The following is a 15,873-nucleotide window of genomic DNA, read 5'->3' as shown; positions in this document are numbered from 1 at the left end:
CGCAACAAAAAAGCACAAGGCGCTTACACCCTGTGCTTTAATTATGATATGTATTTCTGACGCTTATTTAAGCCTTGCCAGCGCGTCGGTCAGTGTCACAATCTTCGCTTCTGCATCGGCCTGCTTTTGCTTTTCCTTTTCAACAACATCGCCCTTTGCATTCTGGACAAAACGCTCATTGGAAAGTTTTTTCATCACTGAATCTAAAAAGCCTTTCGTATACTCCAGTTCCCGTTGCAGGTTCTCGCGCTCTGCCTCTACGTCCAGTTCATCCGCCAGGTTGATAAAAAACTCATCGGACTTTACGCGAAACGAATTTCCTTCACCTTCGCCGGTCACAAAACTGATACTCTCCACGTTGGCCAGTTTTTCGATGAGCGGTGCCAGCATCGCATAGCGGTCACTTGCATCTGTACGGATCGCCAACGGCAATGCGGTTTTCGGACTGAGGCCTTTGGCACTGCGTAAGTTCCGGATCGATGATACCAATTCAAAAAGGATATCAAAGTCATTCAGTAATGTCTGATCGCTCGCACCTGCCTGCGGGAAATGCGCGATACAAATGGATTCTTTCTCGCCACGTTCCATAATGTTCTGCCAGATTTCCTCTGAAATAAAAGGCATAAACGGATGCAGTAAACGCATAAGCCGATCGAAGAAATCGAGGGTCGAGTCGTAAGTCGAAAGATCGATCGGTTGTTCGAAGCCCGGCTTGATCATTTCGAGATACTGCGCGCAAAAATCATCCCAGATCAGTTTATACACCGAATTCAATGCATCCGAAATACGGAATTTGGAGAAATGATCCTGCACTTCGGCCAAAGTCTGGTTCAGTTTGCTTTCAAACCACTGCACCGCCAGTTTCGAACCTTCCGGAACCGGCAGCTCGCTATCGACCGTCCAGCCTTTCACGAGGCGGAATGCATTCCATATCTTATTTCCAAAGTTCCGGCCCTGCTCGATCAGTTTCTCGTCATAAGGCAAGTCGTTGCCCGCCTGCGAGCTGAAAAGCATACCTGTCCGGATGCTGTCCGCGCCATACTTATCGATCAGATCGATCGGGTCCGGCGAGTTGCCCAGCGATTTCGACATTTTCCTGCCCTGCTTATCGCGAACGATACCCGTCAGATACACATTCTTGAAAGGATACTGGCCGCGGTATTCGTAACCCGCGATGATCATCCGCGCTACCCAGAAAAACAGGATTTCAGGCGCAGTGACAAGGTCATTGGTCGGGTAATAGTAATTTACGTCGGCATTATCAGGTTCCTTTATTCCATTAAAAACGGATATCGGCCATAACCACGACGAGAACCAGGTATCCACCACGTCGGGGTCCTGTGTCAGATCTTCTTCGGTCAATGCAAAAAGCTGGTACTCATGCTGTGCTTTGCGCAACGCCTCCCGCTTCGATTTCGCAACGATGGTGGTGCCATCGTTCAGATAATAGGCGGGAATGCGATGGCCCCACCAAAGCTGGCGGCTGATATTCCAGTCCCGCACATTCTCCATCCAATGCCGGTATGTGTTCTTGAATTTTGAAGGGATCAGCTGAACCGTATCGTTCATTACATTCTCGAATGCCGGCTTGCTGATCTTCTCCATTTTCAGGAACCACTGCTCCGACAACCTTGGCTCAATCACTGAATTCGTGCGCTCCGAATGTCCCACATTGGATTTATACTCTTCCGTCTTCACCAGACTGCCCGAGTCTTCCAGCATTTTAATGATCTTTTTCCGAGCTGCGAAACGATCCTCACCTACGAGAATCTGCGCCTTATCATTTAGGGTGCCATCCTCATTCAATAGATCGATGATCGGCAGATTGTGACGTTTTCCGAGCTCATAGTCATTCGTATCGTGCGCCGGCGTCACCTTCAGGCAACCCGTTCCAAACTCCATTTCCACATAATCATCCGCAATAATCGGAATAGCCCGGTTGATCAAAGGAATTAATACCTTTTTACCGATCAAATGCTGGTAACGCTGGTCGGCAGGATTCACACAGATCGCGACATCGGCCATGATCGTTTCGGGCCGCGTCGTAGCAATCACGACCCCTTCCCCTACACTCCCTCCTCCATTCTCTCCTTCAAGCGGATATCGCAGGTAAACCAGCTTCTGGTTTACCTCTTTCATGATTACCTCCTCATCCGAAACCGTCGTACGCGCCTGAGGGTCCCAGTTCACCATACGATGGCCGCGATAGATATCTCCTTTATTATATAGGTCAATGAAAACGTCGATCACCGAATCATACAGATCCGGCTCCATGGTGAAGCGCGTGCGGTCCCAGTCGCAGGAAGCGCCGAGTTTGCGGAGCTGTTTCAGAATAATGCCGCCGTATTTGTGCGTCCATTCCCAGCAATATTCGATGAATTCGTCACGGGTAATGTCGCGTTTGCTGATGCCCCGCTCTTTGAGCATGGCCACCACTTTCGCCTCGGTGGCGATGGAAGCATGGTCGGTACCGGGTACCCAGCAAGCCTCCTTGCCTTCCATTCTGGCCTTGCGAACCAGGATGTCCTGAATAGTATTATTGAGCATATGCCCCATGTGCAGCACACCGGTAACATTCGGCGGCGGGATCACAATGGTGTAGGGTTCTTTGTCGGGGTTGGGTTTCGATTGAAAGAACTTGTTCTCGATCCAGTAGGAGTACCATTTATCCTCTATCTCCTGAGGGGCATAAGTTTTGGAAATCATCGTAATCAGAAATTTACCGTAACTGTCGGTTAGTCATCTTAAAAAGATGGCAAGTTAGGGTTTGCCGATGATATTTCTAAACTATTGCTCCTCTTTGCGGACCGGCAGCCAGATTGTAAATGTGCTCCCTTCGCCCGGTTTGCTTTGTAGGCGGACGGTACCGTCATGGGCCTCTACCATCTTTTTCACATAGCTCAATCCGAGCCCGAAGCCTTTTACATCATGCACATTGCCCGTAGGCACGCGGTAGAAAGTATCGAAAACGCGCTGCTGCTGGTCACGGCTCATGCCGATACCCTTGTCGGCAATGGATATGGCGATACCGCCGTTTTCATTTTTGGTATTAATAACTAAATGGAGCTTATCGGGCGAATATTTAATGGCATTATCGATGAGGTTATTCAAAATATTGGAGATATGTACCTCGTCCGCCGCGACGACATCCTCTTCGGCATCAAAATTCAAATCGACTTCCCCCTCCTTCTGTTCTATCTGCACGCTTTGGCCATTCAGCGCTGCGCCGATCAGGTCATGGATATTGGCATCGGTGATTTTAAGTTTGACATGCCCCTTATCCAGTAACGCCATTTGCAAAACCTTCTCCACATGCGTCCCGAGCCGCTTGTTTTCTTCCCGGATAATGCCCAGATAGCGTTCGAGCCGCGCACCTTTGGGATTATCCATGAGCGAGGCCGAATTCTCATGCGCCATTTCAGCCGCCAATGCAATGGTTGAAATAGGCGTTTTGAACTCGTGGGTCATATTATTGATAAAGTCATTCTTAATGTCGGAGAGCTTCTTCTGGCGGAGAATGGTTGTAACGGCCATGTAGAAGCAGGCCATGATCACGATGATCAGGATGCCCGAGCCGCCGAACATCACGCCCATATTGCTCAGAATATACCGCTGCTGATCGGGGAAGAAGACATACAATGCGTTCTGAGCTCCCAATGTCTCGTTCGGGAACAGCGATGCCTTGTACGAACGCTCCTCCCACTCGCCCGGGCGCATACTTACGGTCGAGAAAATGAGGCTGTCCGCCGAACGGCCTCGCACGGGGCCACGCACCGCAAACTCATAAGGTAATGTTACGCCGTTCTGGACCAGCTGTTTTTTCAACAATGTATCCAGCAAAAAGCGATTCACACGCTGTTCGATGGGTCTTTTGGTGTAAATAAAATCCTTCATCACCTCTTTCAGCAATTCGGCACGATCGGGCTCACCCGCACTGATCAGCGCACGTGATTTCCGCTTGCTGTCATTTGTACCGTCCGGCAATGCCACTTTTCTATTCGCAATATTTCGAGAAACGGAGTCTTTTTTTAGCCATTCATTGCCTTTTTTACGGACTTCCGGATCTGCTACACCTCTGAATGCATTACCAAGTTTCCGCTCATCATCCAGCCTGCGGCGCATAAATTCGTCGATCCCGGCCATTCCATATTGCTGGGCCTGGAAAAATTCTTCCATAATGCGTTGCTGGTGATCCACCATCACCCGGAAGTTGGGACTTAAAACATCGGTGGGAACTGCTTCTGTGATGATTTGATAATGGATTTCCTCTCCATTGGGCCCGATGGCGACTTCCAATCTGGGCTGAATGCGGGGTGGCTGCTCGTGAACGGGCTGCATGGGTTTGCCCGGTGCCGTCCGCTTCAGGGGCATATTACGGAGCTGTGCAATGCGATCCAGCTTACTTTTCTGCTGCTCCGCTTCGATCCTTCGCTGCAACAGGTACATCATCTCCTGCTTTTCGAGACGGTGGACCACCTCTTGCACCGATTCGGATACCTTCTGGTTAAACTGGTCATTACGGATCGCGATCGCCTCCCTGATCCAATACCATTGAAACCCGATAAGGCCTATCAATGCAAAACACATCAGGCCTACAATGATTTGTATTTTCTTCTTGGTCATAAATTTTCGATTCCCGTGTGCAACGCAGGCGATATTTTGCCCGTCATTCTGCCAATAACAAATTTAACGTTTCGCCCCCGGCCACAGATGTTTTTAACATTATTTAACAAGGCCCCAAGCAACACCAGCATTGTTTTGCAATTCATTCAGACACAAAACAAAAACACTTTATGAAACCTGTATCATTCCAAAAACTGACATGGTCGCTACTGTTGCTGGCCGGGCCGGCATTCCTATCCGTTGCGCATGCGCAAACTGACAAAAAAATCAAATCCGAAGACGCGGACAAAAAGACAAGTATCCGGATTAGGGTAACCGAAGACGATAACGGCAAAGTCCGCGACATTGAAAAAAGCTACACTGTTGGTGCCATGACCGACGGAGAGAGGCAAAAATTTGTCGATAAGGTGCTCGATTCTCTGAATGTAGATAAGAAAAAGAAACAGACCATCTCGATTACCGTTGACGATGGCAACGACCGGGTCGCGACCAGGAAGAGAAAGCAGGTTATTATCGACCATCGCGACAACCGCGAACCCATGGCCTTTCACTGGGATGGTGATTTCAAGTACGATCTTGACTGGAACTCTGACAAATTCCGCGAAAACATGAAAAACTTCAACCGGGATTTCCATCCGAAAGCGAAAATGCTCATGCGGGATATGGAAGACTTCGGCAAACATTTCGGCGATGTATGGGAAAGTAAGGATATGGGGAGTAAAGCTTCGAGTATCCGCGCATTGAATGCCTATACCAACAATCCGGCCGACGACATACTTAATCTTCGTTTCAGTGTCCCGGAAAAGGGTAATGTTACCGTAACCGTGACAGACACCAAGGGCAAGGAAATCGGTAAAAAAGAAATTCACGACTTTGAAGGAGAATACGTAGGCCAGATCGAACTTAAGAAAAATACAAAAGGAACGCTGTTCGTGACAGTGGTGCAAAATGAAGATGGAGCGGTGAAAAGGGTTGTTATTCCCTGATTGTTGCCACTTTTCCGATAGCGGATCCCCTTTGTTAGAAATAGCGAAGGGGATTTTTCTTGTAAAAATTATGCAACAATTTCACCGACATATAGTAAGAATTGTAAATTTGCCGGATATTCACCTATCTACCGCGACATCAATTTTTGAAGCAACCATGCTGAATCTTATACTGTTTGGCCCTCCGGGTGCCGGAAAAGGCACTCAAAGTGAAAAAATCATTGCCAAATATAATCTGATCCACCTCTCGACGGGGGATCTGCTGCGCTCCGAAATACAAGGAGGATCCGAGCTCGGATTGAAAGCAAAAACACTGATGGATCAGGGGATTCTGGTTCCCGATGAAGTGGTGATCGGAATGATCGACAATAAACTGAAAGAGCATCGCAATGCTGCCGGCTTTATTTTCGACGGCTTTCCAAGGACAGTTAAACAAGCCGAAGCACTGGACGCTCTGCTTGCCACTTATAACGAGAGTATTTCCCTAATGGTAGCATTGTCTGTGGACGACAATGAATTACTTGCACGGCTCCTGAACAGAGGCAAAACTTCCGGCCGCCCCGACGATCAGAATGAAGAACTCATCGCCAAACGCATTCAGGAATACAACAGCAAGACCAAACCAGTCGCTGACTATTACCAAGGTCAGGACAAATTCATAGCTATCAACGGGATAGGCGAAATCGACTTTATCTTTGGAGAAATCTCGAAGGCTATCGAAACTGCCTGATTCCCATTTTCCTCACTATACTCACATGGCCTCCTCTAACTTCATCGACTACGTAAAAATCAATGTACGCTCAGGTTCCGGCGGCGCTGGCTCCATGCATTTCCGACGTGAAAAACACGTGGAAAAAGGCGGGCCCGACGGCGGTGATGGCGGACGCGGCGGCCATGTTATCCTCAAAGGCAATGCGCAGCTCTGGACGTTGCTGCATTTGAAATACACCAAACACGTCAAAGCCTTTGACGGAAAAGGCGGAGAAGGTGGCCGGAGAACAGGGGCGATCGGTAAGGACATTATCCTCGAAGTGCCGTTGGGAACAGCCGCCAAAAATGCCGAAACCGGCGAACAGCTCTTCGAAATCACCGAAGACGGGCAAGAGATTATCCTGCTGCGGGGAGGGCGTGGAGGAATGGGTAACGACCATTTCAAATCGGCAACCAACCAGACGCCACAATACGCTCAGCCAGGAGAGGCCGGCCAGGAAGAATGGTTTGTTCTCGAACTGAAAGTACTGGCCGATGTAGGTTTGGTAGGCTTCCCGAATGCCGGTAAATCGACATTGCTGTCGGTGGTATCAGCTGCCCGGCCTGAAATTGCCGACTACCCATTCACAACACTTGTGCCCAACCTTGGAGTGGTCTCCTACCGCGACTACAAATCCTTTGTCATGGCAGACATCCCAGGTATTATCGAGGGCGCGTCGCAAGGAAAGGGGCTCGGGTTGCGTTTTTTACGCCACATTGAGCGAAATTCTATTTTACTTTTCATGGTGCCCGCAGACAGCGAAGACATTATGGCGGAGTACAATACTTTAGTACAAGAGCTTCGCATTTACAACCCCACCCTCCTTGATAAAAACCGCATACTGGCCATTTCTAAAATGGACGTACTCTCTGAAGACGAGCGAGTTACTTTGCGGCAAAATCTACCCAACGGTATCCCAACTCTTTTAATTTCTGCAATAACCCAAGAAGGGATTGAACAATTAAAAGACAAAATATGGGAAATGATCAACTCGCCGTTTCCCGTACAATAATATTTTCTTGAAAGAGGCAACCTTTAGGTGCAAATTGTGTGTCCAAGAAGTTATTTCAAAGAATTTTCGTTCACCATGAGACACTATCTACCATACTTGTTTTGGGTAGGATTAAGCATTATTTCTTTCACAGCACACGGACAGATCAGTATAGATTTCCCCTCTGACCGTGCCGTATTTCAACGGGACAAGAACAATAGGGCCAATATTTATATTTCAGGCAGTTACACCAAGAACATAGACAAGGTGGAAGCCAAACTGACCGCTATGAACGGCGGCGGTACAATCGATTGGACCACCATCAAAGACAATCCACAAGGAGGCTTTTTTTCAGGTTTCCTGAACGCGTCGGGCGGTTGGTATAGACTTGAAATCCGCGCTTCCAGAGGCGGGCAGGTGGTAGGTACACCTTCTGTCGAGCATGTGGGAGTGGGAGAAGTATTTATGATCGCGGGGCAATCCAACGGCCAGGGATTCTCTCTGGAAGAGCTCGCTTCTGATCCTCACGGCGCACAAGACGACAGGGTAAACAGCATTAATCATAACAAAACCAAAGGCATCGAGCTTTATCAGGACCTGCCCAACAATCCACAATTTGTTCACATTGACGCAACTTCCAATATTTCACCAAGAGGTTATACTGCCTGGTGCTGGGGAAGGCTTGGTGACAGGCTCGTAAGTAAACTGGGTGTTCCTGTCTTGTTTTTCAATGTTGCCTGGTTTGGCACTTCGGTAAAGGCATGGCGGGAAAGCATCAACGGCACGGCTTATTCGGTATATGACCCGACTCTCAAGATCGAGCCGAGTGGTATGCCCTATGGTAATATGCGCGATGTTATTCAAAGATATACTTCCATTACAGGATTAAGAGGCGTATTGTGGATACAAGGAGAAGCCGACAACGATGCTAATTACAGCACCGACAATTATTTCAATGATCTTAAAACGGTCATTGAAACGACGCGGAACGAGTCGGGCAAGAATATTTCATGGATGGTATCCCAAACATCGTACAACAACAACAATAAGACGGATAGTCAGATTACGGATGGGCAGGCAAGGGTTATCAACACTGTTTCCAATGTGTTTCAAGGGCCTTTGACCGATTTGATACAAATTCCCCGCGTCGACGCACAAAATAACGGCGTGCACTTCGTGAGAGAAGGACTGACCCAGTTGGGCGATGCCTGGTACGACCGCCTGAACGATGAGTATTTTGCGCGCTCAGAACCTTATCAGGGAGTGGCGCCTCTGAATGTAGTTGTCACTTGTGCCGGAAACGGAAATGTCACCCTGACCGCGGACAACATTGGACTTCATTCATTCAACTGGAACAACGGCGGCAATTCCAATAGCGTACAAGTGGGCAACGGATCATACCGCGTTTCTGCCCGTGATGATCGCAACAACGTCATTTGGTCACCTGAAATAAGGGTGTTCGAACAAATTCAGCCGAACAGACCCACCATTTCGATCGAGGGCAGCAACCCTGTGTGTCTGGGCAATTCAGCCACGCTGGTGTCGAGCAACTCCGAAAATGCCCGTTGGAATACCGGCGCAACTGGCGACAGGCTACCTATCACAGTTGGAGGTGATTATTTTGTAACCACAAAAAATGTCTATGGTTGCGAAGCGAATTCTGACGTGATCACCATGAGAGTCGTGACCTCCCCGCTGCCCAATAAGCCTAAAGTCACCGCTTCCGGTGCCCTTACCTTTTGTCAGGGTGGAGAAGTCACCCTCACTTCGGACTCGAAAGTCAAAAGTGTGTGGTCGAATGGTGTAACTAATGCAAGTGTCACGGCTGTTACGTCAGGAGATTATCGTGTAAGAGCATTAGACGACGTAGGATGCTATTCGCCCGAATCCGATGTAATGACTGTTAAAGTCAATCCGCTACCCGCCAAGCCGGTAATTGCACTGAGCGGAGAAACTACATTCTGCGATGGTGGCAATGTTACCATGACATCCAACTATGATACCGGAAATATCTGGAGTACAAATGCAACCACAAAGGCCATAGCTGTAACTGTAACCGGTCAATTCAGTCTTAAACAGAGAGACTCCAACGGATGCGAATCCATTTCGGACCAGGTTTCGGTCAAAGTTAATCCGTTACCTGCCACTCCGGTAGTTACGGCCTTACGTCCAACGACTTTCTGCTTACGGGATTACACGACCCTCAGAAGCAGCGAGGCTTACTCATACCTTTGGAGCAATGGCTCGACGGAGCGCGAAATCGAGATCAGAAGTTCAGGTAATTTTACTATTTCCGCCAAAGATGCGAACGGCTGCGTTTCGCCCGTATCCCCGGTTGTACAGGTTGTAGCCAACCCGCTGCCGCCAACGCCTGTTATCACTGCCGACGGCCCGACAACATTCTGCGCAGACCTCAGTGTTAATCTCACCTCTACCACTGCAACCGGATTTTTATGGAGCAATGGGACCTCGTCCCAAACTCTGAAGGTGACCACGGCCGGTACCTTCTCGGTGCAGACCATCAATGAATTCCAATGTTATTCAGATCCGAGTAACCAGATTTCAACGCAAACACTGGCATTACCGCCCTCGCCAGTTGTGACTGCCCTGCAACCCACCACCTTTTGTGATGGAGATACAATTGTGCTGAAAGCTGTCAATGGAAACCTGTTCTTCTGGAACAATGGCTTGGAAGGTGAAAGCATCGAAGTTTTCAAAACAGGTGATTATGCCGCAAGAATTCAGGATGATAAAGGCTGTTACTCGCCCTATTCAGCAGGAGTTGCAGTCGATGTGAAGCCTTCGCCTAGCGCCCCAACAATCAGAAAAATAGGGACATATACGCTCCTTGCAGAAAATAACCTGACTACCGGAGACCACGTCTGGAAATACAATAACGTCGAACAATCTGAAAATTCCGCCACTATCAAGGCCGTGAGAGCGGGCAACTACGTGGTCAACAACACGATTGTATACAGCCCCAGCCTGACCTGTGCGTCCGAGTTTTCAGAACCCTTTCTGTTCTATCTCGATATGGAAAATCCCGGATTTGTGGCTTATCCAAATCCCAATGCAACGGAACGCGTTACACTTGAAACACTCACCGATGTGGTCAATGCTGACGTACAGATCATCGACAGCCGTGGCGTGATCCACCGCACTTATAAAGTCGCCAAATTTGATGGTCAGAAATTCTTCAACCTTACCGGATTGTCCAGTGGCATTTATATAATTCGCATAACATCCGCTTCTTTCAATGCGGCACAAAAATTAGTAATCGTCAGATAAACGGGCACTACAGATGCCCGTTTATCAAAAAAACGGAATAGTGATATTTTAGCGAAAATAATCCTGTACATTTGTGACCGTTTTGTAATGAACACATTAACAAAATCAAAAACCTTAATACGTTATAGCTTACAAAACTTTACCTGTATCAGAATTACCAATGCGTCATAGAATTATTCTCTCGGTAGTGGCAAAGGCGTTACTGTTGGTTTGTCTCTTTTCTCCAGCAGTTTTCTCTCAGATCAAAATCACTTCACCTACTTTTCAGGCTGTCTATCAACGTGATATCACGGGCCAAAGGGAAATTACCGTATCCGGTACATTTACGGCACTGATGGACAAGATCGAAGTGAGGGCCGTTCCGGTCGTTCAGGGACAAGGCGTGGAAACGCCATGGCAAGACTTACAGGCATCCCCTAAAGGTGGAGTCTTCATGGGCAAGATAACCTTGCATGGAGGCTGGTATACACTGGAGGTAAGAGGTGTTTCTGACGGTAAGATTGTGGGAAGGGATGTCCTTTCACGCGTAGGAATTGGTGAGGTTTTCCTGATTGCAGGACAGTCCAATGCCCAGGGCCTCAAAGGGTATCCCTGGGGGCCGTCTGCCCAGGATGATCGCGTACTCTATGTTGACAATTATCAGAATGACGAAATAGGTACCTATCCTGATCTCCTGACCGATCCGGTACCACCAACTTTCTCTAAAATCACCAATGGCATGGCATTTATGTCCCCGCGGGGCCAGACGGCCTGGTGTTGGGGTGTCCTCGGAGATTTGCTCGTTCAAAAGCTAAATGTTCCTGTCCTGTTTATCAATACAGCCTGGGAAGGAACGGCGATTGAAAACTGGTCATATAGCGCACAGGGAATCCCAACCCAAAATAAATATGGTGGTTTTACCTACAATCCAGGGATGCCTTATGCGAACCTCCGAATTGCTGCGAGGAACTATGCTAACCAATATGGTATCCGGTCTGTTCTGTGGATGCAGGGTGAGGCCGATGCGTTGTTTAAAACCCCGGCAGCTTTCTATCGAGACAATCTTCAACTACTCATTAACCGCTTATCAACCGAAACAAATAAGCGGATCACTTGGGTAATTGCCCGTACAAGTCGTACATCGCCACAGAATACCACGGTTTCTAATGTGAATCCTACCATCATTGCTGCGCAAAACGCAGTTCTCGCTACTCCATTCAATCCGACTTATCCAGGACCTGAAACCGACAATTTAGTACCCAACCGGGGAGATGGCACACACTTCGTGGGTTCCAGCCCGCAAGATGTCGAAGGCACTGTGCGTGCGTTAACCATTCTGGCCAACGCATGGAATGATGCCCTTAGCCCGCAGTTCTTTTCAACGGTAACCCCTTCGGCTCCGATTGAAGTACCGGCCATTACAGCCACCTGTGTTACGGAGAATAATGCCGTTAGAATTTCCCTCCCTTCCGGTTATGCTTCCTATGAGTGGAGTACAAAAGAAAAGGGCAGCACGATTACCGTAACCAAAGCCGGTACTTACCGCGCCACCGTTCGTGATGCAGTTGGGAATTCAACACTTACTTCGGTCGTTGTTCTCGACCATGATGCCAAACCAGCTCAGCCAAGCATCTTGCAACAAGGCGAACAACAAGCTTGCGCCGATTCCTCGTTTCAATTCTCTGTTAACGATGAAGGCAACATTTATAGTTGGTACAAACAAGGTGCCGCAACGGCCATAGCGAGCGGCGCAACGGCCAGGATTGCCGAAAGTGGCAATTATTATGTCAGAAGTCAGAACATTTTCGGGTGCGTTTCCGATAACTCAACGGCTTCGACATTAACCATCCGCGCCAAGATCTCCAAGCCGACGATCGAGCCCTCCGGACCTTTCAGTGTTTCGGCCAGCATTCCTGAAGGAGCTGAGGTAAATGAAAGTTTTTTATGGAGAAGACCCGGTTCCGAAAGCGATACCACAGCTACTTTGATCAAAATCCTGAAATCAGGTGTTTATTCAACCAAGGCAAAAGTCACCTATTCGATCGGCGGCAACCAGCTGGTTTGCTATTCTGATACTGCTTCCAGAGAGTTCAAAACCAACGAACAAAACGACATTGTCATTTATCCTAACCCAAGCCAGGGTGCTTATATCTATATCGAGTCACGGGAAAATATCAAGGAAGCGGTTGTCACTCTTTTCGACATTTATGGACGCGTCATCAAAACAGGCCCTCCTAAACTGCTCAATAGCAGGTTGCAGATAGACGTAGGCCTCTTACCGACAGGCAAATACATTCTGCGGGTGACGGGTCAGGGAGAGAGCCTTACGAAACAGATTATCATCAGATAACCATTTTTTCTTCACGGAATACTAAATAAGCCCCGCCAACACGGGGCTTATTTAGTATGATACTAATTAGACAAAAGAAAAAGTAAAGAATTTGATTGATAAATTTGCAACGCCTAATTTTGAGATACCGGAAAGAAAGTAACCCAAAGGCAACTATTTCGGGGCTTTCTTAACCGATCTTAACCGGCCCATTGCAATGAAAAACACATATCTCCCTTCCGACTATTTACCCATCATCGTGCAATTTTTGCTTGCTGCCGGCTTCATCGGAGGTACGATGATCGTCACCCACCTGATCGGCCCCAGCCGTAAAAGCAAAAAGAAGGACGATCCGTTCGAATGTGGTATCGAGTCGGTTGGTGACGCCAGAACACCTATTTCCGTAAAATATTTTCTGGTGGCTATCCTGTTCGTACTTTTCGACGTAGAGGTTATCTTTATGTACCCATGGGCCGTCAATTTCAAAGGATTGGGAATGTTCGGTTTCATAGAAATGTTATTGTTCATGGCCTTGTTGCTGTCTGGGTTCTACTATGTGATCCGCAAGGGTGTACTGAACTGGGAGGAATAGGGCTTCGAACATTGAAATACAAAGAATTATGAAAGAAGTAAAGATAGTGGAGGCTCCGCAAGGACATAGCGGGTCTGGTTTTTTTGCAACTTCATTCGACGAAGCAATCGGTCTGGCGCGCAGTTACTCCCTTTGGCCATTGCCATTTGCTACTTCATGCTGCGGGATCGAGTTCATGGCCACCATGGGCGCGCATTACGACATTTCGCGTTTCGGTTCTGAACGTCCGAGCTTCTCGCCACGTCAGGCCGATTTGCTGATGGTCATGGGGACCATTGCGAAGAAAATGGCACCGGTTGTGAAACAGGTGTATCTTCAAATGGCTGAACCCCGCTGGGTAATGGCTGTTGGCGCCTGCGCATCGAGCGGTGGTATTTTCGATACCTATAGCGTTTTGCAGGGTATCGACCGCATTATCCCCGTGGACGTGTACGTACCAGGCTGTCCTCCCCGCCCCGAGCAGATCATCGACGGCCTGATGCAGGTTCAGTATCTGGCACAGAATGAAAAGCTTCGCCGGAGGAATACTGACGAGTACCAGGAATTATTGGCATCATATAACATTCAGTAACCCCCTATGCTTACTAACCAGGAGGTAGCCGAAGGGCTTTTGGAAAAATTCGGGGACCAGGTCTTCAACTTTGAAGAACCTTACGGGCTTTTGACACTCTCAACGACCCGCGAAGAGATTATCCCGGTAATGGAGTTCCTGAAAGACCATAAAAACTATCAGGTGATATTCCTGACCGACATTACAGGTATTCAGTATCCTGATAATAAAGGCCAGGAGTTCGTGGTGGTTTACCACATGCACAGCTTCGTGCATAACTTCCGCATCCGCATTAAGGTTGCCATTCCTGAGGCTGATATCCATATTCCGACTGCGACCGGCCTCTTCGCCAGTGCCAACTGGATGGAGCGTGAAACCTACGATTTTTTTGGTATCTTGTTTGACGGGCACCCGAACCTGAAGCGCATTCTGAACATCGAGGAAATGGATTATTTCCCGATGCGCAAAGAGTACCCGATGGAGGACGCGACCCGTGAAGATAAAATTGACGCCCTTTTCGGCCGATGATCTATATTGAGTAAGAATATGGCAGATATTGAATTATTACCGCATAATGTCCCTTCTCATAGCGAGTTACCCGAACTCGTAGAAGAACTGACCACCCTCAACCTCGGCCCGACACACCCTGCTACCCACGGTATTTTCCAGAACATCCTCAAAATGGATGGCGAGAAGATCGTTTCGGGCGAGCAGACGATCGGTTATATCCACCGGGCGTTTGAGAAAATCGCCGAGAGGAGGCCGTTTTATCAGATTACGACGCTTACCGACCGAATGAACTATTGCTCCTCCCCGATCAACAATCTGGGATGGCACATGACGGTGGAGAAGCTATTGGGCGTGGAGGTTCCCAAGCGCGCGCAGTACATCCGCGTGCTCATGATGGAGCTCGCACGCATTACCGACCATATTATCTGTAACAGTATCCTTGGCGTTGATACCGGTGCATTCACCGGCTTCCTGTATGTAATGCAGAAACGCGAAGAAGTGTATGAAATCTACGAGGAAGTTTGTGGGGCACGTCTTACGACCAACATGGGCCGCCTCGGTGGTATGGAGCGTGATCTTTCGAGCACGGCTATCCGCAAGATCCACGAATTCATCAAATCTTTTCCGCCGGTACTCAGAGAGCTGGAAAAACTGCTCAACCGTAACCGGATTTTCATGGACCGTACGATCAATGTAGGTTCTATTTCACAGGAAAGAGCACTTTCATACGGTTTCACGGGCCCTAACCTGCGTGCTGCGGGTATCGACTACGATGTGCGCGTGATGAACCCCTATTCGTCTTACGAAGATTTCGAATTCGATGTCCCCATCGGACAGAATGGCGATACTTATGACCGCTATATGGTCCGCAACGAAGAAATGTGGCAAAGTCTCAAAATTGTTGAGCAAGCCATCAACAACCTTCCGGAAGGACCCTATTACGCCGATGCTCCCGAATATTATCTGCCTCCCAAAGACGAGGTATACCGCAATATGGAGGCGCTTATTTACCATTTCAAAATTGTAATGGGCGAGATTGACGCACCGGCGGGCGAAGTTTACCACGCTGTGGAAGGAGGAAACGGCGAACTGGGCTTTTACCTGATCAGCGATGGTGGCAGGGCACCATACCGTCTGCATTTCCGCAGACCAAGCTTTATTTATTATCAGGCATACCCTGAAATGTGCAAAGGCTCGTCACTGTCGGATGCGATCCTGACGATGAGTAGCCTGAACGTAATTGCAGGTGAACTGGACGCTTAAAGTTTGTTAAA

The 15,873-nt window shown here is 48.4% G+C and carries 11 protein-coding genes; 9 read left to right on the top strand and 2 right to left on the bottom strand.

Translation table 11 applies throughout. The features are described from left to right. Window positions 1–63: 63 nt before the first annotated feature. Window positions 64–2,706, bottom strand: coding sequence for a valine--tRNA ligase (locus BP71_RS31495; RefSeq protein WP_496385603.1), 2,643 nt, complete (start codon window positions 2,704–2,706; stop codon window positions 64–66). 81 nt (window positions 2,707–2,787) lie between these two features. Next, on the bottom strand, window positions 2,788–4,623 hold the full coding sequence (locus BP71_RS31490) for a sensor histidine kinase (protein WP_496385602.1): 1,836 nt from the start codon (window positions 4,621–4,623) through the stop codon (window positions 2,788–2,790). A gap of 170 nt (window positions 4,624–4,793) precedes the next feature. Between BP71_RS31490 and BP71_RS31485 the strand changes: the two genes are divergently transcribed. The 9 genes from BP71_RS31485 (at window position 4,794) to nuoD (ending at window position 15,862) form a co-directional block, all read left to right on the top strand. Then, window positions 4,794–5,609: a T9SS type A sorting domain-containing protein gene (locus tag BP71_RS31485; protein WP_496385600.1), complete on the top strand. Its 816-nt coding sequence runs from the start codon at window positions 4,794–4,796 to the stop codon at window positions 5,607–5,609. Window positions 5,610–5,766: 157 nt separating this feature from the next. Further along, on the top strand, window positions 5,767–6,339 hold the full coding sequence (locus BP71_RS31480) for an adenylate kinase (RefSeq protein WP_496385599.1): 573 nt from the start codon (window positions 5,767–5,769) through the stop codon (window positions 6,337–6,339). Window positions 6,340–6,364: 25 nt separating this feature from the next. Continuing rightward, on the top strand, window positions 6,365–7,372 hold the full coding sequence (gene obgE, locus BP71_RS31475) for a GTPase ObgE (RefSeq protein WP_496385598.1): 1,008 nt from the start codon (window positions 6,365–6,367) through the stop codon (window positions 7,370–7,372). A gap of 75 nt (window positions 7,373–7,447) precedes the next feature. Beyond that, window positions 7,448–10,639: a sialate O-acetylesterase gene (locus BP71_RS31470; RefSeq protein ID WP_496385597.1), complete on the top strand. Its 3,192-nt coding sequence runs from the start codon at window positions 7,448–7,450 to the stop codon at window positions 10,637–10,639. Between the two features lie 160 nt (window positions 10,640–10,799). Continuing rightward, the gene (locus BP71_RS31465; RefSeq protein WP_496385596.1) at window positions 10,800–12,968 is read left to right on the top strand and encodes a T9SS type A sorting domain-containing protein; all 2,169 of its coding nucleotides are present in this window, start codon (window positions 10,800–10,802) and stop codon (window positions 12,966–12,968) included. Window positions 12,969–13,164: 196 nt separating this feature from the next. Then, the gene (locus BP71_RS31460; protein WP_496385595.1) at window positions 13,165–13,539 is read left to right on the top strand and encodes an NADH-quinone oxidoreductase subunit A; all 375 of its coding nucleotides are present in this window, start codon (window positions 13,165–13,167) and stop codon (window positions 13,537–13,539) included. Window positions 13,540–13,567: 28 nt separating this feature from the next. Then, window positions 13,568–14,110, top strand: a complete 543-nt coding sequence (locus tag BP71_RS31455) for an NADH-quinone oxidoreductase subunit B (RefSeq protein ID WP_090375519.1) — start codon at window positions 13,568–13,570, stop codon at window positions 14,108–14,110. A 6-nt stretch (window positions 14,111–14,116) separates the two neighbouring features. Then, a complete protein-coding gene (locus BP71_RS31450; protein WP_496385594.1) occupies window positions 14,117–14,617 on the top strand; it encodes an NADH-quinone oxidoreductase subunit C in 501 nt (166 codons plus the stop codon). An 18-nt stretch (window positions 14,618–14,635) separates the two neighbouring features. Then, on the top strand, window positions 14,636–15,862 hold the full coding sequence (gene nuoD, locus BP71_RS31445; protein ID WP_496385593.1) for an NADH dehydrogenase (quinone) subunit D: 1,227 nt from the start codon (window positions 14,636–14,638) through the stop codon (window positions 15,860–15,862). Window positions 15,863–15,873 lie beyond the last annotated feature (11 nt).

The sequence above is a fragment of the Dyadobacter ginsengisoli DSM 21015 genome, assembly GCF_059568735.1.
Note: the sequence above shows the minus strand (reverse complement) of the source record. Positions and strands in the feature narration are given on the sequence as shown.

Bases quoted from the DNA above. Each gene is read 5' to 3' on its own strand.
- BP71_RS31495 (WP_496385603.1), bottom strand. From the start codon at position 2,706: ATGATTTCCAAAACTTATGCCCCTCAGGAGATAGAGGATAAATGGTAC.
- BP71_RS31490 (WP_496385602.1), bottom strand. From the start codon at position 4,623: ATGACCAAGAAGAAAATACAAATCATTGTAGGCCTGATGTGTTTTGCA.
- BP71_RS31485 (WP_496385600.1), top strand. From the start codon at position 4,794: ATGAAACCTGTATCATTCCAAAAACTGACATGGTCGCTACTGTTGCTG.
- BP71_RS31480 (WP_496385599.1), top strand. From the start codon at position 5,767: ATGCTGAATCTTATACTGTTTGGCCCTCCGGGTGCCGGAAAAGGCACT.
- obgE (WP_496385598.1), top strand. From the start codon at position 6,365: ATGGCCTCCTCTAACTTCATCGACTACGTAAAAATCAATGTACGCTCA.
- BP71_RS31470 (WP_496385597.1), top strand. From the start codon at position 7,448: ATGAGACACTATCTACCATACTTGTTTTGGGTAGGATTAAGCATTATT.
- BP71_RS31465 (WP_496385596.1), top strand. From the start codon at position 10,800: ATGCGTCATAGAATTATTCTCTCGGTAGTGGCAAAGGCGTTACTGTTG.
- BP71_RS31460 (WP_496385595.1), top strand. From the start codon at position 13,165: ATGAAAAACACATATCTCCCTTCCGACTATTTACCCATCATCGTGCAA.
- BP71_RS31455 (WP_090375519.1), top strand. From the start codon at position 13,568: ATGAAAGAAGTAAAGATAGTGGAGGCTCCGCAAGGACATAGCGGGTCT.
- BP71_RS31450 (WP_496385594.1), top strand. From the start codon at position 14,117: ATGCTTACTAACCAGGAGGTAGCCGAAGGGCTTTTGGAAAAATTCGGG.
- nuoD (WP_496385593.1), top strand. From the start codon at position 14,636: ATGGCAGATATTGAATTATTACCGCATAATGTCCCTTCTCATAGCGAG.